General features: G+C 63.8%; 22 protein-coding genes. 10 read left to right on the top strand and 12 right to left on the bottom strand.

Features of this window, described 5'->3' with window-relative positions; all coding sequences use genetic code 11:
* The first annotated feature begins 4 nt into the window (after positions 1-4).
* A complete protein-coding gene (gene phoU / locus HMPREF0307_RS07100; protein ID WP_066490302.1) occupies positions 5-733 on the top strand; it encodes a phosphate signaling complex protein PhoU in 729 nt (242 codons plus the stop codon).
* Positions 734-765: 32 nt separating this feature from the next.
* Here the strand turns inward: phoU and HMPREF0307_RS07095 are convergent, their stop codons facing one another.
* The 6 genes from HMPREF0307_RS07095 to mshD all read right to left on the bottom strand — a co-directional run bounded on the left by HMPREF0307_RS07095 (position 766) and on the right by mshD (position 7,138).
* Entirely contained in the window at positions 766-1,815 is a 1,050-nt protein-coding gene (locus HMPREF0307_RS07095) for a cytochrome P450 (RefSeq protein ID WP_066490297.1), read from the bottom strand.
* Between the two features lie 103 nt (positions 1,816-1,918).
* The gene (gene pstB, locus HMPREF0307_RS07090) at positions 1,919-2,692 is read right to left on the bottom strand and encodes a phosphate ABC transporter ATP-binding protein PstB (protein ID WP_066490292.1); all 774 of its coding nucleotides are present in this window, start codon (positions 2,690-2,692) and stop codon (positions 1,919-1,921) included.
* Between the two features lie 42 nt (positions 2,693-2,734).
* Positions 2,735-3,643, bottom strand: coding sequence for a phosphate ABC transporter permease PstA (gene pstA, locus HMPREF0307_RS07085; protein ID WP_066490290.1), 909 nt, complete (start codon positions 3,641-3,643; stop codon positions 2,735-2,737).
* Positions 3,644-3,656: 13 nt separating this feature from the next.
* Positions 3,657-4,703: a phosphate ABC transporter permease subunit PstC gene (gene pstC, locus HMPREF0307_RS07080; protein WP_066490287.1), complete on the bottom strand. Its 1,047-nt coding sequence runs from the start codon at positions 4,701-4,703 to the stop codon at positions 3,657-3,659.
* 196 nt (positions 4,704-4,899) lie between these two features.
* Positions 4,900-6,009 carry a phosphate ABC transporter substrate-binding protein PstS gene (gene pstS / locus HMPREF0307_RS07075; protein ID WP_066490280.1) on the bottom strand — a complete coding sequence of 370 codons (1,110 nt, stop codon included), beginning with the start codon at positions 6,007-6,009 and terminating at the stop codon, positions 4,900-4,902.
* 187 nt (positions 6,010-6,196) lie between these two features.
* Complete coding sequence (gene mshD, locus HMPREF0307_RS07070; RefSeq protein WP_066490279.1) at positions 6,197-7,138, bottom strand: mycothiol synthase; 942 nt, start codon at positions 7,136-7,138, stop codon at positions 6,197-6,199.
* A 46-nt stretch (positions 7,139-7,184) separates the two neighbouring features.
* On the opposite strand from mshD, the gene HMPREF0307_RS07065 reads away from it, so the two are divergent.
* Positions 7,185-7,937, top strand: a complete 753-nt coding sequence (locus HMPREF0307_RS07065; protein ID WP_066490278.1) for an LmeA family phospholipid-binding protein — start codon at positions 7,185-7,187, stop codon at positions 7,935-7,937.
* Here HMPREF0307_RS07065 and HMPREF0307_RS07060 read toward each other — a convergent pair.
* Entirely contained in the window at positions 7,934-8,917 is a 984-nt protein-coding gene (locus HMPREF0307_RS07060) for a diacylglycerol/lipid kinase family protein (RefSeq protein WP_082723264.1), read from the bottom strand. The genes HMPREF0307_RS07065 and HMPREF0307_RS07060 overlap by 4 nt on opposite strands.
* A 38-nt stretch (positions 8,918-8,955) precedes the next feature.
* Here HMPREF0307_RS07060 and HMPREF0307_RS07055 point away from each other — a divergent pair, with 38 nt between their 5' ends.
* A complete protein-coding gene (locus tag HMPREF0307_RS07055) occupies positions 8,956-9,615 on the top strand; it encodes a heme-binding beta-barrel domain-containing protein (protein ID WP_066490277.1) in 660 nt (219 codons plus the stop codon).
* A 4-nt stretch (positions 9,616-9,619) separates the two neighbouring features.
* Here HMPREF0307_RS07055 and HMPREF0307_RS07050 read toward each other — a convergent pair whose 3' ends face one another.
* Positions 9,620-10,453: an aminodeoxychorismate lyase gene (locus tag HMPREF0307_RS07050; protein WP_066490268.1), complete on the bottom strand. Its 834-nt coding sequence runs from the start codon at positions 10,451-10,453 to the stop codon at positions 9,620-9,622.
* Positions 10,454-10,483: 30 nt separating this feature from the next.
* Here HMPREF0307_RS07050 and HMPREF0307_RS07045 point away from each other — a divergent pair, with 30 nt between their 5' ends.
* Entirely contained in the window at positions 10,484-11,581 is a 1,098-nt protein-coding gene (locus tag HMPREF0307_RS07045; protein ID WP_066490266.1) for a CAF17-like 4Fe-4S cluster assembly/insertion protein YgfZ, read from the top strand.
* A 146-nt stretch (positions 11,582-11,727) separates the two neighbouring features.
* Complete coding sequence (locus HMPREF0307_RS07040) at positions 11,728-11,961, top strand: DUF3073 domain-containing protein (protein ID WP_181734566.1); 234 nt, start codon at positions 11,728-11,730, stop codon at positions 11,959-11,961.
* Between the two features lie 345 nt (positions 11,962-12,306).
* Here the strand turns inward: HMPREF0307_RS07040 and purM are convergent, their stop codons facing one another.
* From purM to HMPREF0307_RS07025, 3 genes are read right to left on the bottom strand one after another with little or no spacing between them, the layout of a single operon-like run.
* Positions 12,307-13,401 (bottom strand): phosphoribosylformylglycinamidine cyclo-ligase, encoded by a 1,095-nt coding sequence (gene purM, locus HMPREF0307_RS07035; protein ID WP_066490255.1) that lies wholly within the window; start codon positions 13,399-13,401, stop codon positions 12,307-12,309.
* A gap of 36 nt (positions 13,402-13,437) precedes the next feature.
* Positions 13,438-14,967, bottom strand: a complete 1,530-nt coding sequence (purF, locus tag HMPREF0307_RS07030) for an amidophosphoribosyltransferase (RefSeq protein WP_082723263.1) — start codon at positions 14,965-14,967, stop codon at positions 13,438-13,440.
* A 24-nt stretch (positions 14,968-14,991) separates the two neighbouring features.
* Positions 14,992-15,369, bottom strand: coding sequence for a sterol carrier family protein (locus tag HMPREF0307_RS07025; RefSeq protein ID WP_066490248.1), 378 nt, complete (start codon positions 15,367-15,369; stop codon positions 14,992-14,994).
* 78 nt (positions 15,370-15,447) lie between these two features.
* On the opposite strand from HMPREF0307_RS07025, the gene HMPREF0307_RS07020 reads away from it, so the two are divergent.
* Complete coding sequence (locus tag HMPREF0307_RS07020; protein WP_066490245.1) at positions 15,448-16,443, top strand: acyl-CoA thioesterase; 996 nt, start codon at positions 15,448-15,450, stop codon at positions 16,441-16,443.
* A 319-nt stretch (positions 16,444-16,762) separates the two neighbouring features.
* Here the strand turns inward: HMPREF0307_RS07020 and HMPREF0307_RS07015 are convergent, their stop codons facing one another.
* The gene (locus HMPREF0307_RS07015) at positions 16,763-17,464 is read right to left on the bottom strand and encodes a PAQR family membrane homeostasis protein TrhA (protein ID WP_066490243.1); all 702 of its coding nucleotides are present in this window, start codon (positions 17,462-17,464) and stop codon (positions 16,763-16,765) included.
* 159 nt (positions 17,465-17,623) lie between these two features.
* Here HMPREF0307_RS07015 and HMPREF0307_RS07010 point away from each other — a divergent pair, with 159 nt between their 5' ends.
* From HMPREF0307_RS07010 to HMPREF0307_RS06995, 4 genes are all read left to right on the top strand, one after another.
* A complete protein-coding gene (locus HMPREF0307_RS07010) occupies positions 17,624-18,103 on the top strand; it encodes a hypothetical protein (protein WP_141759227.1) in 480 nt (159 codons plus the stop codon).
* Entirely contained in the window at positions 18,031-18,567 is a 537-nt protein-coding gene (locus tag HMPREF0307_RS12565; protein ID WP_082723262.1) for an alpha/beta hydrolase-fold protein, read from the top strand. Before HMPREF0307_RS07010 ends, HMPREF0307_RS12565 begins: the two co-directional genes overlap by 73 nt.
* Before the next feature lie 198 nt (positions 18,568-18,765).
* Positions 18,766-19,821, top strand: coding sequence for an alpha/beta hydrolase (locus HMPREF0307_RS07000; protein ID WP_066490231.1), 1,056 nt, complete (start codon positions 18,766-18,768; stop codon positions 19,819-19,821).
* An 81-nt stretch (positions 19,822-19,902) separates the two neighbouring features.
* Positions 19,903-21,222 (top strand): alpha/beta hydrolase, encoded by a 1,320-nt coding sequence (locus tag HMPREF0307_RS06995; RefSeq protein WP_066490224.1) that lies wholly within the window; start codon positions 19,903-19,905, stop codon positions 21,220-21,222.
* Positions 21,223-21,429 lie beyond the last annotated feature (207 nt).

Below are 21,429 nucleotides of genomic sequence, written 5' to 3'. Positions count from 1 at the left end.
AGTCATGCGTACGGCATACCGCGAACATCTCGACAACTTCTCCCACGACCTCATTGGCATGTGTGACGGCGTCGAGCAAATGATGAAACTGGCCTCATCTGGCCTGCTCACCGCCGATCTCCAAAAGGCGGAAGAAGCCCTGTCCCTCAAGGACGATCTTGAGGAGACCCGCGCTCGGTGCGAGGAGCGCGCCGTCAGCCTGCTCGCACTCGAAAATCCCATGGGCAAGGATCTGCGCCAGGTCGTGTCGTCGATCTACATCGTGGAAGACCTTTACCGCATGGGCAACCTCGCCAAGCACATCGCGACCGCCGCCCGCCGCCGCCATCCCGAACCTGCCATTCCGGACGCCTACCGTGGCTTCTTCGAGGAATACACACGCTTGTGCATTCACCTCCTGGAGCAAACGCGTGACAATCTCATCGCCCCAGACCCTGACCTCGCCATCCAGGCCGCCAAGGATGATGACGCAGTCGATGACATCAATGGCCACCTCATGTCCGTGCTCACCCAACGCGAGTGGACCGAGTCCACGCGCGCTGCGGTCGACATGGCACTGCTCTCCCGCTTCTTCGAGCGTTTCGCAGACCACGCCGTGAGCGTCAACTCGCGCATCGTCTTCCTCGTCACCGGACTCGCCCCCGAGCGCTACCTCGCGAAGAAGGATGAGGAAGCCCGCGCCGAGGACTTCGAGGAACGCTTCGCCGACATCACGAAGCAGTTCCGTAACTAGTCGGCGGCACGCAGCCGCCCCATCGGCGCGCCTTAGCGAGCGCGCAAAACAACCGGTGTGCGGGCCCAGCCGCCGGCTAGGTCACGCTCGCCGTCGCCGGAAGGCACAAGGTCGAAACACGGCAGCAGCTCCGCGAAGAACGCGTGAAGCTCGTACATAGATAACGGCTTCCCCGGGCAATAATGCGCGCCCACGCCCCACACCAGGTTGTCTGCGGCGTGGCCTTCAGGATCAAAGCCCCTAAACGTGTGGGGGTCGCGGTTGGCCGCAGTCCAATGCAGGCGCACACGCGTGCCGGCGTCCAGCTCTTCCCCCGCCACATGCACCGGGCAAGTGGTCACGCGGCGATTGGAGACGAAGGGATCGTCGAGACGCAGCAGCTCGTCCGCGATGGCAACGAACTCCATATGGCTCACCCCGCCGCGCAGGCGCTCTTGGAGCGGCACATTATCCGCGAGAGCACGCACAATGACGCCAATGCACTTGGCCATAGAGCCCAGGTCCCCTGCCGTCCAATTGCGCAGGATGGAGACGATCTCAGCGTGCTCAAGGCCGTGGTCGTGCGCGAGATGCCACGTGACGGAGCCCTCGGGAGTGGCCTCGAGGGCGGCCGTGATGATCTCGTCGTATTCCGCCGCGACGCGTGCCGTCCAGGCGCGGTCGCCCGAGCGCGCGGCGCGCGCGTTCTCCGCAACCCAATCCAGCAGACGGTCCTCTAGCGACTCGGGCCAGCTCAGCCAGTGCCGCATGGCGCGCACGCTGAAGAGCGCTGCCAGGCGATCTGCGTCGAGGCTATCCGCAGCGCGGTCGAGTACGTCACGCGCGACGGAGCGGAAATCCATCTCGGCCACGACCTCAGCATTGAGGTAGATATCAAGCAGCGTGCGGAAGCGTGCGTGTTCCTCGCCATCGAGACCGTTGGGCAGCTGGAGGTGCGCAGACACCCCAGAAGAATAGGAGGCCGGGTCGAGCGCGATCTCGCGTGCGGCGGCGTGACCCACGACGATCACCTCCGCGTCGGTGTGCACGAGCTGGGTGCCGAGGGAATGCTGGTGGTCGCCGAAAGCGCGGGGATCAGTCATGCCGACCAGTCTATAAAAGAAACACCCCAGGACGGCAGTTCCATGTAACTGAATCAGCACAAGGGAACCGCTGCCTGGGGCGCAGAACGGTTGCGAGGGAGGCTTAGCCGAAGCGGCCGGAAATGTAGTCCTCGGTCTCCTTCTTCGACGGGTTCTCGAAGATATTCTTCGTGTCATCGAACTCAACGAGGTGACCCGGCTTACCGGTGGCCTCGAGGGAGAAGAAGCCGGTCTTATCGGACACACGGGCTGCCTGCTGCATGTTGTGCGTCACGATGACAATCGTGAAATTCTCCTTGAGCTCGTGGATGAGGTCCTCCACAGCGAGGGTGGAAATCGGGTCCAGAGCCGAGCACGGCTCGTCCATGAGGAGCACCTCGGGCTCGACCGCGATGGCACGGGCGATGCACAGACGCTGTTGCTGACCACCGGAGAGGCCGCCGCCCGGCTTGTCCAGGCGGTCCTTCACCTCATCCCAGAGATTGGCGCCGCGCAGGGAACGCTCGGCGACTTCCTTGAGCTTCTTTTTGTTCTTCTCGCCGGACAGCTTGAGGCCAGCGACAACGTTTTCCTCGATGGACATCGTGGGGAACGGGTTCGGCTTCTGGAAGACCATGCCGATGGTGTTGCGCACGGACACCGGGTCGACCTTGGAGCCGTAGATGTTCTCGCCGTCAAGGAGGATCTCGCCCTTGACGGAGGCGCCCGGGATGACCTCGTGCATACGGTTGAGAGTGCGCAGCACGGTGGACTTGCCGCAGCCGGACGGGCCGATGAAGGCGGTCACGGCCTGGGCCGGAATCTGCATGTTGACGTTCTGCACGGCATGGAAATCGCCGTAGTAGATGTTCACGTCGTTGAGCGAAAGCTTGGACATGTGGGTCTTTACTCCTGTGAGTGGATAAGTCTGGGGGCGGGTTTACTTCTTAACGGAGAACTTCGCAGACACCCAGCGGGCCGCGACGTTGAGGACGGCGATGAGGATAACCAGCGTGAGCGCGGCGCCCCAGAGCTTGTCGAGCACGGCAGGCTGCGCGCCGGCCTTGTACATATCGAGCATCATGAGCGGCAGCGAGGACTGCGGGCCCTTGAAGGAGTCCCAGTTGATAGACGACGAAGAGCCAACCAACACGAGGACCGGAGCGGACTCGCCCATGACGCGAGCGACGGCGAGCATGATGCCGGTGACAATGCCGGACAGTGCCGTGGGCAGGACGATACGTGCAATGGTCTTCCACTTCGGGACGCCGAGGGCGTAGGACGCCTCGCGCAGGTCCATGGGCACGACGCGGAGCATTTCTTCCGTGTTACGGACCACGAGCGGAATCATGAGGAGCACGAGGGAAAGCGCCACGGCGAAGCCGGAGCGGTCGAAGCCGAAGAGCGTGATCCACATAGCGAAGACGAACAGCGCTGCGACGATGGACGGGACACCGGAGAGGATGTCAACCATGAACGTCGTCATGCGGCCGAGGAAGCCGCCCTTGGAGTACTCCACCAAGTAGATGGCAGTGAAGATGCCGATGGGCACCGAGATGAGCGTCGCGAAGAGGGTCTGGACGAAGGTACCGATGATGGCGTGCAGTGCACCGCCGCCCGCCTCGGTGTTCATGATGCCGCGCTGGGACGTCGTCCACCACTCAGGACTGAAGATGACGCCAGAGCCGCGGGCAATGAGCTCCCACAGCACCCACACGAGCGGGATCATCGCGATGATCATCGCGCCCCACACGACGGCGGTCGCAATGCTATTCGCGATCTTACGGGAGCCGGAGATGTGCTGGAACGCAGAGCCGTTTTTTACCGGAATTGCAGTAGTTGTAGTCATGCTGGGCTCCTCCTTACTTCTTATTCACGATGGAACGGGCAATGGCGTTGACCAGGAAGGTCAGGAGGAAGAGCATGAGGCCGGCGGCGATGTAGGCGCCAGCGCGCATCTCGTTACCAAACTCGGCGGCGGCCAGGGCGATGGCCGTCGCGAACGTCGTACCGCCGTCGAAGAGCGTGAAGCGGAAGTCGATAAGCGGCGAGACGACCATGTACAGCGCCATCGTCTCACCGAGCGCGCGGCCGAGGCCGAGCATGGAGCCCGCGATGTAGCCGGAGGTACCAAACGGCAGGACGGTCATGCGGATGACTTCCCAGCGGGTCGCGCCGAGTGCGAGCGCGGACTCGATCTGGCCCGGAGGGGTCTGCACGAAGACCTCGCGGGCGGTCGCCGCGATAATCGGGAGAATCATGACGGCGAGCACGATGCCACCCGTGAATATATTGCGGCCGGTCTCAAAAGACGGCGAATTGTCGTAGACCTTGAACAGGAAGAAGCCGCCGGCCCAGGACTCGAGCCAGGTGTAGAACCCGGAGAGCTTGGGTCCGAGGACCTGCCAGCCCCACAGACCGTAGACGATGGACGGCACGGCCGCGAGCATATCGACGAGAAAACCGAGCGGTTTTACGGCGCGGGCCGGAGCATAGTTCGACAGGAAGATGGCAATACCCAGCGCGATGGGCATGGCGATAAGAAGCGCGAGGACCGAGATGAGAACGGTCGACGCGAACATCGTGGGGATACCGAACTGCATAGCATCCGTATCGCTCGTATTCCAACGCTCACCGTAGGTGAAGAATCCAACGACTCCTCCCTCGTTGACGTTGAGGGCCGGGACGGCGCGCCACAGGAGGAACAGCGCGATGGCTGCAATCATCACCGTGATGAGCGTCGCGGACGCGGTGGACAGGAATTCAAAGACACGGTCGCCAGGGCGACGGACGCCCTTGCCCGAGTCTACAGTAACCACGTCATTCGTCGGCTTCGCAACGGTCGCCTGAGCGACAGTCGTTGGTTCCGCCTCGGGCGTGGGCGCCGTGGTGAGGTTGTTGTCTGCCATGAGACTACGAAATCCTTTAGTTAGCGGGTGCGAGGGGTGTTACGCCCGCGCAGCGGGCTATAACGGCAAAGTTTTGGGAAACATGCCATAACCCCCAAACGTTTGTGCAACGGTTTGGGGGCAGCATGCGCGGCGCCGAACACGGCGCGACGCGGCGAAGGTCACCCGAAGCGAGCGACCCTCACGGGCGAAACTCTTAAGCGAGAGCCTCGACAGCAGCCTTCAGGCGGTCCAGGTGAGCACCAGAGACCGGGATGAAGCCAGCGTCCTCGAGCTCGGTGGACTGGTTGTCCAGGACAGTCTCGAAGAAGGCCTTGACCAGGGCGGCCTCGGACTCGTCGTAACCAGCGGAGCAGACGATGTTGTAGGTGGTGAGGATGAGCGGGTAAGCACCCTCAGCGTCAGAGGAGAAGAGCGCGTCCGCGTCGACGACCATGTCGTGCTCGGAGTTGGTCTCCTTGAAGGCCAGGTTGTCCAGAGCCTTGGCGACGGAGTCGTTGGACAGCTCGACCGGGCCATGACCGAAGTCGATAGCAGCGGTGGAGACGTTCTCCTTCTGCTTAGCGAAGCCAGCCTCGACGTAGGTGATAGCACCGTCGATGGAAGCAACCTGGTCAGCAACGCCGGAAGAGCCGTTAGCACCCTCACCGACGGCATCCGGGAACTGCTTGCCCTTGGAGTCCCACTCGCCGGTAGCAGCCTTGAGGAACTTCTGGAAGTTGTCCGAGGTACCAGACTCGTCAGAACGGAAGACGACGGTGATGTCCTTGTCCGGAAGCTCGACACCCTCGTTGGCGTCAGCAATAGCCGGGTCGTTCCACTTCTTGATCTCGCCCTTGAAGATCTTGGCGATGGACTCGGTGGTGAGGTTGACCGTCTGGTCGACACCCTCGAGGTGGTAAGCGATAGCAACCGGGCCGATGGTGGACGGCAGGTGCCATGCGTCGTTGCCGCCGCAACGCTCGTTAGCCGAGGTGACCTCGCCATCCTCCTCATCGAGCGGGGAGTCAGAACCAGCGAAGGTGGCGGTGCCGTTGATGAAGGCCTCAACGCCGGCGCCGGAACCGGAAGCGGTGTAGGACAGGTCAGCGTCCGGGTACTTCTCGATGAAGGCCTTCTGGAACACGGACATGGCGTTCTGCTGGGAGGAAGCGCCCTCGCCGACCAGGGTGCCGGAGACGGAAGAGTCGCCCTGAGCAGAGTCGGAGGAACCGGAGTCAGAAGACTCGGAGCAAGCCACCAGAGCGGTGGAGGAAGCGGCGATCAGGCCGAAGATAGCTGCGGTGCGCTTGAAGTTGCGAATCACGGGAAACCTTCCAGTTATGTAGAGCAGATTCGAAAGAGGTCATTGGGGAGCCTGGATGACCACCCTTTTTCATTCTTTGGCGGGGGCCACGAGCTCACAGCGACATAACCTAACGAGCCTGGGTTAACCGAAAAGGTCACTTTCAGTGAACACAAGGTAAACAGTTATCACCGTTGATTAATGAAAATCATTGCTGCTGATACACGGCGTGCTCCTCGGCCACCCCGAAACCCAAATTTTCGTAGGCCCGCACTGCCGGTTCATTATCGGACTCGACATACAAAATCACACGTCGCGCGCCCTTTTCCACCATTCGGTGTAGCCCTGCATGGAGGAGCGGTGCCCCCAACCCACGTCCGCGATAGGCATTCGCCAACCCCACGACATAGACCTCACCAAAGGCCTCGCCGCCGTCCTCAACGTCTTCCGTGTGCCACTTGGTCCAGTGGAATCCAGCCAGGCTGGGGGTATTATCACTGCCCCCATTCGTAACGCCAGTCACATTTGTAGACGTGTCCCAGAATAGAATTACGTCCTTCTCATCGAACCATTCAGCCTCCATGCCGCGGCGCAAGCGCGCGACATCCCAGCCGCCTTGTTCGGGGTGCCACGAGAAGGCTTCATTATTTGCCGCCACCCATGCCGCGTCCACCGCGTCCGCGCCCCAGCGCGCCACCGACTCCTCATAGTTGAGGACCTCAAATCCTTCGGCAGAAGGAACCGTTGCGGCCGCGCGCAACGCTTCGCCCTCGACAGCCATGACGAGCAAGCGCCGCACGACGCTGAGCCCCTGGGCCTGCGCGAAGGCCTGTGCCGCCGGGAGATTACCGTGCGCCCACACCTGGAGGGAGGAGCCAGCGTCGAGCGAGCGGGCGGCATCGGCAAGCAAGGCCTCGCCAATGCCGCGCCGCCGGAAGTTCGGAGCTACAACGAGCTCTGCGGACTCCCCATCAAGCGCAATGAGCGCGCCGACCTGGCCATTCTCGCTATGCACGAAGTGCTGGTGGCCCAGGCGTTCATCGCTCAGCCCCAACAGATACTGCTCAGAGAAAGGTGCCACGCCATCGTTCGTGCGGGCGGCGTCGAGGACGGCATGGATCTGATCAAGGGTGTCCTGGTTCAAGCTCATGCCCCCACCTTAGTGACGCGCGGGTGCGTGCGGTAGAAATAGAACCATGAAGGCACTGAAAGCCGCGGGTGTCGCGGTGGGCTGCGTGGGAGCGCTCTGGCTAGCGGACTCCGCCGTAGCCATGCACGCGGAACACGCCGTGTCCGAACGCGTGGAAGAGCTCACGCGACTCGAGACCCCGCCGGACGTCTATATCGGAGGGCTTCCCTACGTCGCCGCGGCGGTCACGGGCACCGTGCCGCTGCTCGAGGTGCGTTCCTCCGACGTCGAAGTGCCACAGCTAGGCATGGTCAACGCGCAAACCACCCTGCGCGACGTGCACATCACCCCGCAACAGGTATGGACCGGGGACTATGACGGCGCGGTGGCCTCCACACTCTCGCGCAGCCTGAGCCTCGACGGCGTGGCGCTCGGCCGCCTGCTGGGCATGACGGATCTCAATATCAACAACCCGAATAATATCTCGCCCTCCGGCGGCAATTCCGCAGAAGCCGAGCTCACGGGCACCATCCCCGGCGACGAGTTGCCCACGACGGTTCAGGTAGAGCTGCGTCTCGAAGGCCCCATGTTCTATATGCGGCCCATCGACGCGCCAGAAGGCCACGTCCACGACGCGTTCTATCTGGAACTCGACACGCGTCGCCTGCCGCTGCCGGCCCAGGCGACGAAGGTCTCGCTGCGTGGCGGCACCATCAACGTGGAGGTCCAGCGCCGCAACGTCGAGCTCCACCTCGATCTCCTCTCTCCGCTGGAAATCGACGGGGACTACGACAAGGACGGCAAACAGATCACGAGCTAAGGCGAATAGACCTCAAGCGCGTCGGGGATAGAACGCAGCCGCACGTGCTCGAGTTTGCCTTCGGACTCGCCGTCCGCTTGGAAGCGGTGCAGGCCAGGCACGCCCAGCTCCACCCATTCCGCGTCATCGAATTGGATCACGCGGCCACGCGCAAGCCGGTACGCCCCAAAGAGGTGCAGCAAGCCCGCGAAGCCGCCGATGCCCCCAATATCCGTCAGCCCGAAGACCCCCAGGCCCTTATCGAAGGAGTTACGGGGGTTCGTCACGACGGGCAGCGGCCCAAGGAACGTCCACGGGTTGGTATTCGACGCAAAAATGAGCTGCGCGCCCCGCAGCTCGAGCGTGCGCTCCCCTGCCTTGGCGTGGACATCAATGTGCGGCGGGCGCACGCGCGCACGCGCCCAACCGCGCAGCGTCGCGCGCAGGTAGCGCAGCGGCGTCGCCGCAAGTCCTTTCGCACGCGCCTTGTCCACGGCGTGGAGAACGTCTGCGTCGAGTCCAAAACCAGCGTTGACGGCAAACCATCGCGCCTCGTCTGGCTCGGCCTCACCGTCTGCTCCGAGGGACTCCCACGTGCCCAGGCGGATGGTGCGGCGCAGGTCGTAGAGCATGCACTCGGCGAGGGTTTGGGCGGCATCGGCAGGCTCTGCGGGAAAGCCCAAAGCCCGGGCGAAGACATTGGCCGAGCCCGCCGGGATGACGGCGAGCACCGGGACCTCCTCGGCTGGGCGCGGGTTCTTGGGCGATCCCAGAAGCCCGCCCACGATTTCATTGACGGTGCCGTCTCCGCCGACAGCGATCACCACGTCGCACTCGGCGCGCGTGAGGGTGGACACCATCTCCGCCGCGTGTGCCGGATAGTGACTCTGCCGCACCAGAAAATGCAGGTCAGGGACCTCGCGCAGGCGGGCGTAGACCTGCCGAAGCATAAGTTCGCTCTGACTGGTCGAATTCGGGTTGGTGATGAGCAAGGCTCGCATGGGTTTCTAGCCTAGCGCTAAACGGTAGGCTGATGGGCATGTCTGAACGAAACGCATCCCACCCCGAAAACGATCCCAACAAGCTGGACGGCAACGAGGCCGTCAATCGCGCCGCGGAGGATTGGAAAGACGCCGCCTCCCGCAATATTCCGGCCGTCGGCCTCGACGAGGTCCCGGTTCCCGATGACACGGCGAACCTGCGCCAGGGCCCGTCCCTCCACGACGCGCTGCTGGGACTTCTCCCCTTGGTCGGCGTGTGGCAGGGCGAGGGCCAGGCTCACGATTCGAACGGCGATCAGTACACGTTCGGCCAGCAGCTCGTTATCGCCCACGACGGCGAGCACTACCTGACCTACACCTCTCGCACGTGGAAGATCGACTCCGAGGGCAAGCCGGTAGGCCCCGATGTACGCGAGTCCGGCTTCTGGCGCATCTCCCCCAAGGACGAGATCGAAATGACCTACACCTCGAATAACGGCATCGTGGAAATCTTCTACGGCGAGCCCTTTAACGAGCGCGCCTGGTCCCTCCAGTCCGCGTCCACCATGGTCACGGAGACCGGCCCGAAGAACCTCGGCCCCGGCAAGCGCATGTACGGCCTCATGCCGAATAACAACCTGGGCTGGGTCGACGAGCGCATGGTCGACGGCGAGATGCGCCCCTACATGTCGGCGGAGCTCAAGCGCATCGCGGGCTAAAGCATTAGAGCGCGGACCGCATCAGCTCCCGAATCTCCTCCACATTGGCGGGTTTCGGGAGCTTTTGTCCGTTCAGGTGCGTCACGCGCACCGGCCCGCGCGTCGAGGAGACGAGCCACACCGAGTCCGCCCCCAGCAGGTAGTCAACGTTCATTTCTTTGAGTTTACAGCGCCAGCCGTCTGCCTCCGCGCGGGCGAAGATGGCAGCTTGCGTCGTGCCCGGCAAAATTCCCGGCGCCGCGGGCGTGCGCAGCTTGCGTCCCTTGGTCGTCACGACCGACGAGCGGGAGCCCTCCAGCAAGAGTCCTGCGCCGTTGAGGTAAATGACGTCCTGCGCGCCCTGCTTTTTGGCGTAGCGCAGCGCCGCCATCGTCGCGGCGTAGTTCACCGTCTTCGCCGGGAACTCCGTGGGCAGCTGCCACGTACGCTCCATGGTGATGGCCTTAACACCCTTCTCACGCTCACGCAGCGTCTCCGCGTCAATGCCCTCGACCGCAACCCAACCAGTGGGAATGCTCGTCGACGCGCGCCCGCGCGTGAGCGTCCACGTGCACTTGCCCTCGGCCTCGCCCCACTCCTCGAGTGCGGCCTTCGTGGCCTCCTGCCACTTCTCGGGCGTGGGCAGCGGCAGGTCGAGCGCCTCGGCCGAGCGCCGGAACCGCTCGAGGTGGCGTTCCATGTTGTGAGCCTGTCCGCCCTCAACGCGCATGGCCTCAAAGATGCCGTCACCACGCGTGACGCCCAGATCGTCGGCAAAGAGCAGCGGAAGGTTCGCGTTATGGCGGCGAATAGACCCGCCGAAAGGCTCGATGACGTAGATGACAGGCGCAATACTCATGACTTCAATTATGCCCTACGATGGGGATCCATGACCTACGTTTCGCCGTTGCTTGACCGTCCCCGCGCTGCCGCTTTCCAAGGGGACAGCCTCCTCGATAAAGAGGGCGTGGCCTGGCATTATGGCGATCCCCTCGTGGAGCAACGCTACGTCGAAAACGGCACCGCCGTCATCGACCGCTCGCAGCGCCGCGTGCTCGCCGTCACTGGCCCCGAAGCCGCGGTATTCCTTAATAATTTGCTCTCCCAAAAGCTTGACGATGCCCCCTCGGGCTTCGCCGCGTCCGCCCTCGACTTCGACATCCAGGGGCATATCCTCCACGCCGCAGACGTGGCCGTCGTCTCCCCTACCGAGATCTACCTCGACGTGCCCGACGCGCAGTTCGAGTCGCTGCGCGATTACCTCACGAAGATGATCTTCTGGTCCCAGGTCGAGGTGGCCGAGGCGGACCTTGCGATCCTCACGCTGCTCGGCAAGCCGGTAGACGGCTTCGACGCGGCCGCCGCGGGCGTCGTCTTTGATCGCACCGTGGACTGGCTCGGCGCCCCGCGCCGCGATCTCGCCGTCCTGCGGGCCGAACTGGTCGACGCGGTCGAGGCCCTCGAAGCCGCCGGCGCCCACCTGGCTGGACTCATGGCGTTTACCGCCGAGCGCGTCCGCGCCCGCGAGCCGGAACTGGCCGCTGACCTCGACGATAAGGCGATCGCCCACGAGGTTCCCCAGTGGATCGGCCGCGGCGAACACCCCGGCGCCGTCCACCTCAACAAGGGCTGCTACCGCGGCCAGGAGACCGTCGCCCGCGTGGAGAACCTCGGTCGCTCGCCGCGCTTGCTCGTCCTTTTGTACCTCGATGGCTCCGCGCCGGACCGCCCCGAGCCGGGCGCCGATATCCTGTCCGGCCCCGGTGGGCGCCGCGTGGGCCGCCTGGGCACCGTCGTCGACGACTGTGACTTCGGCCCCATCGCCCTCGGCTTGGTCAAGCGTTCTGCACTCACGGGCACCGATCTCGTCACCGGCCCGCTGCGCGGCGAGGCGAACGTCGCCGCGAGCGTCGAGCCAGAGTCCATCCCCACGGATGAGGGCCCCAAGGCTGGCCGCGCCGCGGTGGAGAAATTGCGCGGCCGCTAGCCTTCTTTGCCCTGTAACAGGGGGCGGTGCGGAATTTTTTCGGCACACAGGCTATTGTGTCTAACAGGACCATACTGTTATTGAAATTCGATGGGGCATCCGAACTTCCCTGGAATGCCTACACACACCTCAAGGGGGTCATGCACATGGGACGCGGACGCGCGAAGGCGAAGCAGACCAAGGTTGCACGCCAGCTGAAGTACAACTCACCTGAGATGGATTTGGACTCGCTCCAGCGCGAGCTCGCCGCTCAGAAGCCGCGCAACGACTGGGATGACGAAGACGAGGTGGACTACGAAGACAAATACGCCGACTACATCGACGAGTATGACGATGAAGACGACGTTGAGGATGACACCGACTCTTCGGACAAGCGCTAAGTCCTAAGACTCTTATTCCGCCGCCGGCCCGCCCGGCGGCGGATTTTTGCGTGTCCCCATCCTGACCGTGTCCGTCACGACGCTGTCTGCGCTTCGTCCGTCCGGCGCGCGGCGCGCGGCGGACTTCAGAACAACGAAGGCCCCATAAACCACGGAAATCTGAGCCTTCGTTGTCGTGAAATCCGCGACACCGTTTCCACGCGACGCACAGGCGCATTCCACCAGCTCGTTCCTTGCGATAATTCTCCGCGCGCCGCATGAGCCGACGCGATTTTCGCAAGGAACCGGACACGCGAACGCCGCCCTGCCGATGCGGCACGGGCGGCGTGTGTCTGAGGCGCGAACTTAGAAGTTCGGGTGCTCGCCCTGCATGATGACGCGCGGCTCGTCGCCGCCGGACTCGCGGATGGTGCCGAGCTCCCAGGCGTCGAGGTGGCGGGCGGTGAGCATGGCCAGGGCGCGGTCGCGGTCCTCCGGGGAGACGACGGCGATCATGCCGACGCCCATGTTGAAAGTCTTCTCCATCTCGGACAGGGCGATCTTGCCCACGGAGGCGATGGTGCGGAAGATCTGGGCCGGGGTCCAGGTCGCGCGGTTGACCTCAGCGGTGAGTCCCTCCGGGATGACGCGCTCGAGGTTGCCCGCGAGACCGCCGCCGGTGACGTGGCAGAACGTGGAGACCTGGCACTCGGCGGCGAGCGCCAAGCAGTCCAGCGCGTAGATCTTGGTCGGCTCAAGGAGTTCCTCGCCGAGGGGGCGGCCGAGCTCTTCCACGTGGCCGTCGAGCGGCAGGCCCGCCTGTTCGAGGAGGACGTAGCGGGCCAGCGAGTAGCCGTTGGAGTGCAGTCCAGAGGAGCCCATGGCGATGAGCACGTCTCCATCGCGGACCTTGTCCGGGCCAAGGAGGCCATCAGCCTCGACGACGCCCACGGCCGTGGCGGAGACGTCGTACTCTTCTGGGTCCATGACGCCGGGGTGCTCCGCGGTCTCACCGCCGAGCAGAGCGCAGCCTGCCTGGACGCAGCCTTCGGCGATGCCCTTGACGACCTCGGCGACCTTCTCCGGAACGACCTTGCCCACCGCAATGTAGTCCTGGAGGAAGAGCGGCTCGGCTCCGCAGACCACGAGGTCATCGACGCACATGGCGACCAGGTCGATGCCGATGGTGTCGTGCTTGTCCATCGCCTGGGCGACGGCGAGCTTCGTGCCCACACCGTCCGAACCGGCAGCGAGGATGGGCTCCTTGTACTCGCCCAGCTTGAACAGGCCGGCAAAACCGCCGAGGCCGCCCATGACCTCCGGGCGGGTGGCGCGCTTGGCGTGCGGGGCGAAGAGGGTAACGGCGCGGTCGCCCTCTTCGATGCTCACGCCGGCAGCGGCGTACGTGGTGCCGGAGTTCTCGGCGGCGGTCTCAGAGGAAGCGGTGGGGTTTTCAGACATCGCGGTGGGATTCCTTAAAAGTCGGTCGGAAGGGGTTTAGGCGTCGGTGCCTTGAAGTTTACGCACGGCCTCGGCATTGGGGTTGCCCGCTGGCAGGCCCAGGGGGTAGTTGCCGGTGAAGCACGCAGTGCACAGCTCCATGCCGGGCTGCTCGGTCGCGCCGACCATGTCGTCGACGGACACGAAACCCAGGGAGTCCGCGCCGATGGCTTCACGGATAACGTCGGCGACGGTCTCCGGGTCATCGGACGGCGTGGCATTCGCGATGAGCTCCGCAGGCGAGGCGAAGTCAATGCCGTAGAAGCACGGCCACTTCACCGGCGGGGACGCGATACGCACGTGGACCTCGGCGGCGCCGGCCTCCCGGAGCATGCGAATAAGGGCGCGCTGCGTGTTGCCGCGGACGATGGAGTCGTCGACGACCACGAGCTTCTTGCCCTTGATGACCTCGCGCAGCGGGTTGAGCTTGAGGCGGATGCCGAGCTGGCGCTGCGTTTGCGTGGGCTGAATGAAGGTACGGCCCACGTAGGCGTTCTTCACCAGGCCGTGGGCAAAGGTGATGCCGGACTCGCGGGCGTAGCCCACGGCGGCGGGGTTGCCGGACTCGGGCACCGGAATGACCATGTCGGCGCCGTCGGCCGGGCACGAGCGCGCGAGGCGACGGCCGATGTCCACGCGGGCGGCGTTGACGGAGCGGCCCTTAATCTGTGTGTCGGGGCGTGCCAGGTAGACGTACTCGAAGACGCAGCCGTGGCGGGTGGGCTCGGCGAAGGTCTCGGAGCGGATGCCGGCCTCGTCGATGGAGATGAGCTCGCCAGGCTCGACCTCGCGGAGGAACTGGGCGCCCACGATGTCGAGCGCACAGGTCTCAGACGCGACGACCCAGCCCTTCTCTAGGCGGCCTATGACGAGCGGGCGCACGCCATGCGGGTCGCGCGCGGCGTACAGCGTGTGGCCATCGGTAAAAGTGAGAGAGAAAGCACCCTTAACGCGCGGCAGCAGCGCACGAGCGGAGTCGAAGACAGAGGTGTTTTCATCTACGCCTTCGGCAAGCAGCATGGACAAGCACATGGAGTCCGAGACCGATTCCTGCGTGGGCTTAATCAAGCCCTTCTCCACGACCTCGGCACGCAGCTCGAGGTAGTTAACGAGGTTGCCGTTGTGGCACAGCGCAATGTCCACGCCGGACGAGGACGTCTCAAACATCGGCTGGACGTTCGACCATTCCTTGCCGCCCGCCGTGGAGTAGCGCGTGTGTCCCACGGCGACGTTGCCCTTGAGCGAGCCCAGGATGGATTCATCAAAAATATTGGCGACGAGGCCCATGTCTTTGAATACGACGATTCGCTCGCCGTCGCCGACGCCAATGCCGGCGGCTTCCTGGCCACGATGTTGGAGGGCGAAGAGGCCGAAGTACGTGAGAGTGGAGACGTCCTCCCCCGGTGCCCAAACGCCGAAGACGCCGCACTCCTCGCGCGGTTCAGTCTCCCCCTGATCGTCAAGATCGGTCAGTGGGGCGGGGTGGGTAGTGACAGCAGCATGCGCAGGGTTAATCACGCGCCCCATCCTAGCCGCTACAGGCACAGAAAACTAAAAGATTACGGGGAGCCATTTCGCGATTTCCCCCGCGCGCGAACCCGAGGCGTCGATGCGACGCGCCTCCACCGCCGTGGACCACTCCGTCACACCCAGCGCCAATTCCAGCCAGGTGCGCGCGTCCGTCTCGACCACATTCGGGGGCGTGCCACGCGTATGACGAGGCCCCTCAATGCACTGGACAGCCACGAACGGGGGAACACGCAGCTCCACACTGTGTCCCGGCGCGTCGTGTGCGACGGCACGGGCGGTGCGCCGGACGGCATCGGCAAGCTGCGAGCGGGAGGGATCCGGCAACGCCGGGTCGCGCACCCAGGCTTCCACGGCGGCGACGGCGGCGCGGGTGGCGGCGGGGTCATGCACCTTCTTCATACCCCCGGATTGTAGACCCGTCGCGACGACTTATACCCTTTGCCTGCGAATGTGCTCCACGAACCTTAAGGTAGTGACATGGCTAACGCTGAAACCCCGTCCCCATCCCTCACACTGCGCTTTATGGCTGCGCCCACGGACCTGCTTATCGCGGGCGCCCAAGGCATCGGCGGCGGCCGCGTCCTCGAATGGATCGATAAGGCCGCCTACGCCTGCGCCGCGCAGTGGTCCGGCACGTACTGCGTGACCGCCTACGTCGGCCACATCCACTTCACGCGCCCCATCCCCTCCGGCCACATCGTGGAGGTCCGCTCGCGCATTGCAATGACGGGCCGCACCTCCATGCACATCGTCAACGAGGTGCTCTCCGCCGACCCGCGTGACGGCTTCTTCACCCGCGCATGCGATTGCCTCGTCATCTTCGTGGCCCAAGACCCGACGACGGGCAAGCCGACCCCAGTGCCCTCTTTCGTACCCCAGACGGATGACGAGCTGCGCGTCGAGGCCGCCGCGAAGTCCCGCATCGAGCTGCGCAAGGCCATCGAGGCAGAGATGGACACGCAGACCTACGACGGGCCCTCGGATGCCCCGCGCATGGTTAACCGCTTCCTCGCCAAGCCCACGGACGTCAACTGGGGCGGCAAGGTCCACGGCGGCACGGCCATGGAATGGATCGATGAGGCCGGCACCGCGTGCACCATGGAGTGGTCCGGCGAGCAGACCATCGCCACGTACGCGGGCGGCATTCGCTTCTACCGTCCCATTTCCATCGGTGATCTCATCGAGGTCGACGCCCGCATGATGGTCACGGATACCCGCACCATGCAGCTGTCGGTCCACGTACGCTCCGGCGCGCCTGCCGAAGGCCGCACGAACCTTAAGACCGCCATCCACGCGACGGTGTCCTACATGGCCATCGATAACGACTGGCAGCCCCTTGGCGCCCGCCAGTTCACCCCGCGCACCGAAGAGGACATTCGCCTGGCTGAGCACGCCCACATCCTGCGTGGCCTGCGCGGCAAGTACTCCCCACAGCCGCTCATCGTGGCGCCGAAAGTTCAGCACATCGACTAGCTTTCCGATGCCCCCTTTCCCATAAGCTGGGCCAGAACAGCACGCGACCATCGAGCCCTATCTTTTTCTTCGACGGCACCACGCGTGAGGCTTTCACGTTCTACCACGAGGTCCTCGGCGGCGACGCCACGGACATTGAGACCGCGCGCGGTTGGTTCGAAGCTCTGGCCAAGGACGGCCGCGTCGTCCTGCCGATGGGCAAACAGCAGTGGGGCGATGTCTACGGCCAGGCCGAGGACAAGTTCGGCATTTTCAGGTCCGTCAACATCCCAAGCACATAGCGGCTGCCGCACATGAGGCAGCCAGCGCGGTCAGCACGCTAGGCCGCTGACACGACGACCATCCACACAGCGACGAGGTGCACGATAGCCGCGGCCACCGTCGCGGTGTGGAAGTGTTCGTGGTAGCCGAACCATTGGGCGTTGCGCCCGGGCCATTTGAAGCCGTAAATGAGCGCGCCGAGTGAATAGATAATTCCTCCGGCGAACAGCAGGCACACGACTGCTGGGCCCGCCTCGCGCCACAACTGCGGAATGAGCGGCACAACGAGCCACCCCAGCCCCAGGTAGACCACGACGTCGAGCCACCGCGGGTGAGAAATCCACACGAGATTCAGCACCACCGCAGCGATGGCGCCTATCCACGCGATGACGAGCAACCACCACGCGTTGTCTACCGCAATGCACAGCAGAGGCGTGTAGGTCGCAGCAATAAACACCGCGATGGTCGAGTGGTCTGCGCGCCGCCACCACGCCACGGTAGAAACCTTGCCCCAAGGAACGAGGTGATACGCGGCGGAAACTCCGAACAACCCGATGAGTCCCACTGCGTACACCGTCACACCCAGAGCCGCGCCCCACGGCACGCGCATCCACGCGAAGGTAACAAGGACCGTCGAGGCCACGAGTGCTGCGATAGCTGCGCCGAAGTGGAACCATCCACGCCCCGCTGGCCGCTGGCCGCGGTCAGCCATGACATACGTGCGGGTAATCAGGCCCTTGTCCATCGTGGTGCCTCCCATTCAGTTAACCTACGCCACCGTAACCATACCAGAACACCACTCCCCCACAGCCGGCCTTCACACCGTGCATGAGCGAGCGGCAGGCCCTCTCGCCCAGTCGAATTGCTCTCACACAGTAAGTTCTTTGCCCAGCGCACCCGCGAGATTATCATCGTTAACATGCACGTCATCGCCTCGTTTCTCTCGGCTCTCCTCGTCGCGCTTCCATCCCTGCCAGACCCTCTCACGACACCACTGACCTTCCCCCAGATGTCGAGCACCACGCTGCCCGCTGTCGAGGGCACCACGAACGTCCCCGTAGGCACTGTCACAACGTCCGGCACGAAGCTTGTCGCGACGCGCCATATTCACGACAATCTCTATGAGATCGACGTCTACTCGGCATCGATGGACCGCGTCATCACCAACAACCTGCTTCTGCCGCCGGGCGGGCCCGACAACACCACGCCGCGCCCCACGTTCTACCTCATGCAGGGCTCCTACGGTGGCGAGCGCGGCGACACGTGGGCGACGGCCTCGGACTATGAATCCCTCTTCCGCGGTAAAACGTCAACGTCGTCTCACCCATCGGTGGCGACGGCACGCTCTTCTATGACTGGAAGAGCACGACCACGCCCGTGGGCACCGCGAAGTGGATGACGTACTACACGCAGGAACTGCCGTTCATCATGGAGACGCAGTTTCATGCCACTGACAAACGCGCCATCGCGGGCCTCTCGGCCTCCGGCGCACCGGCCCTCACTATCGCAGAGGCTTATCCCGATAAGTACGTCGCGGTTGCGTCGCTGTCTGGCTACACGGCGGTCTCCTCCACGATGGGCCGCATCATGTCGCTCGGCGTCACGGCTGCAAAGATGGCGCCCGTGTGGGAGATGTTTGGATGGGCGGATGATCCGGAATGGCTCCACTACGATCCAATCCTCCACGTGGACAAGCTCAAGAATACGAAGGTCTACTTCCATTCCGGCTCCGCCTGGAAAAGACGGCTTCGACACCGACCAACGCGGCATGTTCTGGAACGGCGTTATGGAGTACCTCGTACGCCTCACCAACGAGCCTTTCGTCGCCCAGGCACGTGGCGCGGGTGTCGACGTCACCTATGACCGCGATGCCTATGGCATTCACGATTGGCCGTACTACAAAGACGCCCTTGGCAAATCCTGGACAAAGGTCATTGGCCCTGCGCTCGGGGCATACGTCACCCACTTTTCGTTCGGGTTTCACGTTCCACGCGCGTGCGGAGCGGTAGTCGCCCCCTTCCTCAACTAGTTTCTCGAATGAAGAAAAGTTATGATTAATGAATGCGACTTTCTCTCTCTCGTGTCGCCGCCACCGCCCTGACGGCCACCACTTTGGCAGCTTCCGTTTTCGTCACCGGGTTCGCAGCTCCGGCTCAGGCCGCCCCCCTTGCCCCGGGGTCGTCACTGCCGGGCACCGCTGCCCCGCAGCCGTGGCTTGGTAATACGCCGTTCATCGTCTCGAAGAAACACGTAAACGGCAACCACTGGAAGGTGCGCGTGTGGTCCCCAGCCAACCGCGCCGTCGTCGACAACAACGTCCTGCTGCCTCCGGGTGACCAGCCGCGACCGTCCTTCTACTTGCTGCCCGGCATCAAGGGCGGCCAGGCAGGCCTCAACTGGATGTCGCACAGCGACGTCAAGAGCTGGTTCGCCAATGAGAACGTCAACGTCGTCATGCCGCTGGGCGGTCCATACTCCCTCTACACGGACTGGGATTCCACGGATCCCATCCTTGGCGTCAACAAGTGGAACACTTACATGACGCAGGAGCTTCCTCCGCTCATCGACAAGGAATTCCATGGAACCGGCCGCGACGCCATCGGCGGCCTATCCTCCACGGGCGCCGCGGCGCTCGACATCGCAGGCCATAACCCGCGCCGCTTTGTTGCTGCGGCCTCGTATTCCGGCTGCCCCATTCGTTCCGGCGCCTACGGCGGCACAATCTCCACAGCCATGATCGCCTTGGGCGGCGGCTCCTCGTTTAACGCGTGGGGCATGCCCGGCAATGCCTCGTGGCGCGAGCACGATCCCAACACCAACCTGGATCGTCTGCGCGGCGTCAAGGTCTTCGTCGCCTCCGCCTCCGGCCAACCTGGCGGCCCTGACGGCATCGGCAACTTAAGCTCCACCGCTGGCCAGGCATTCGGTCCCGCCGAGGTCGAAATCGTCGCTAACGGCTGCACCCAGCAGTTCGCCGATAACGCGCGCCGCGCCGGGCTCGACGTCAACCGCTATTACACGCCACAGGGCTCTCATTCCTTTGGTCTTTTCTCCCACCAGATGAAGGTGAGCTGGGCTCAAACCATCGCACGCGCTATCGGCGCCGCGAATCTCTAAAGACCCCATCTGAGGACAGCGTCGCGCAGACACAAGAGCGAAAACGCCCCTGGACGTGACCCAGGCCACTAGGGTGAAGCCATGACCGTTTCTCCCGCCTCCGCCCGCCTGCGTGCGCTGTGCATCGCCGCGGCCATCACTTCGCTCCTCGTCACATCGTGGAGCGACCCCGCCGTCGCTCCCGCACAATCCGCAGAGAACTCCTCTACCGAAGGCAGTGCCGACAGCGAATCTGCACGCACCGCCACCGAAGGCTCGGTGGCCATTTCCGATGGCTCTGCCCTCAGTTCCATTGGCTCTTCACGCCTAGGCGATCCCCTCGTCGCGCCCCGTGGCTCCGCCCAGTTACCTGACGCCCTCGGCTCAGGTGACGGCAGCTCAGATGGACAATGGCTGGGTAGTTCTGTCCCGGCATTCAAAGGACTCTCCAGCAACAGGGCCAGCAGCTCGTCGAGTGGAGACTCCTTTGCCACGGCTCAGCTATCCAGTGAGGAGGATCGAGGCGAACCTTCCCCTGTCGATTACGGCCCTGAGCCGCGCCTGCTCGACACCCGCCCCGTCGAAGGCAACCTCGTCGAGATCGATGTCTGGTCACCGGCGAATCAGAGCATCGTCACCAATCTTTTGTTGCGAGCCCCGCAGACCGACACCCCAGCATCGACGCTCGTGCTCATGTCCGGCGCTGACGGCGGTGCAGGCGGTGCCAACTGGCACACGGAGACTGATTACGAAGAATTCTTTGCCGATAAGCAGGTCAACGTCGTCACCCCCATCGGCGGCGGCGCGTCGATGTACGTCAATTGGGAAAACACGAACTCGCCTGCTGGCCGCAATCAATGGGCAACGTACCTCGGCGAGGAACTCCCCCGCGTCGTCCAAGAAGAATTCAATGGCACCGGCCAGGATGCCATTGCTGGCCTGTCTATGTCCGGCGGCCCCGCGCTGCACATTGCGGCGGAAAACCCCGAGCGGTTCGCCGCGGCAGCATCGTTCTCCGGCTTTCCCGCGACTTCCGGCGTCCTGGGGCGCATTGTCAGCCAAGGCATCATCAAAGGCTCGGAGGGCAGCTCCGTCGACGCCTTCGGCTTGTCCAGCAGCGATGCGTGGCAGCTCAATGACCCTTCCTACGACCCAGCGGCGCTGCGTAATACCGACGTCTTCGTGGGCACCGCCTATGGCATCCCCACCGCAGAGGAATTTGGCGGCAATTGGACGTGGGGGCTTACCCTCGAGGCAGTCTCCCAAGTCACCTCGAACTACTTCACCCGTGCGGCCCAGGCGCGCGGCGTCCACGTCGAGCGCTTTCACACGACGTTTGGCGCACACTCGTACGCGCTGTTCGAGCGAGAGCTGCACGCCGCGTGGGAGTCGACTATCGCCCCGGCCCTCAACTTAAAGTAACCGCGGCTGAACAGTGGTCGTCTACGACCACTGAACTCCATGGCATCAGGCCAACGGCACGGCTTGTCTCCGCGAGCCGTGCCGTTCTCATTCAGCTTGTCCGCATCCCGGCACCCCATCCCGCCCTCATGAAGTGACCACTAAGTAAATACTGCGAGAACATTGTTAAAGCGCTAAACAAACTGCCAGGTGAAGGCGAAATTTGTA

The organism is Corynebacterium sp. DNF00584, from assembly GCF_001552965.1.
GTDB lineage: Bacteria > Actinomycetota > Actinomycetes > Mycobacteriales > Mycobacteriaceae > Corynebacterium > Corynebacterium phoceense.
Note: the sequence above shows the minus strand (reverse complement) of the source record. Positions and strands in the feature narration are given on the sequence as shown.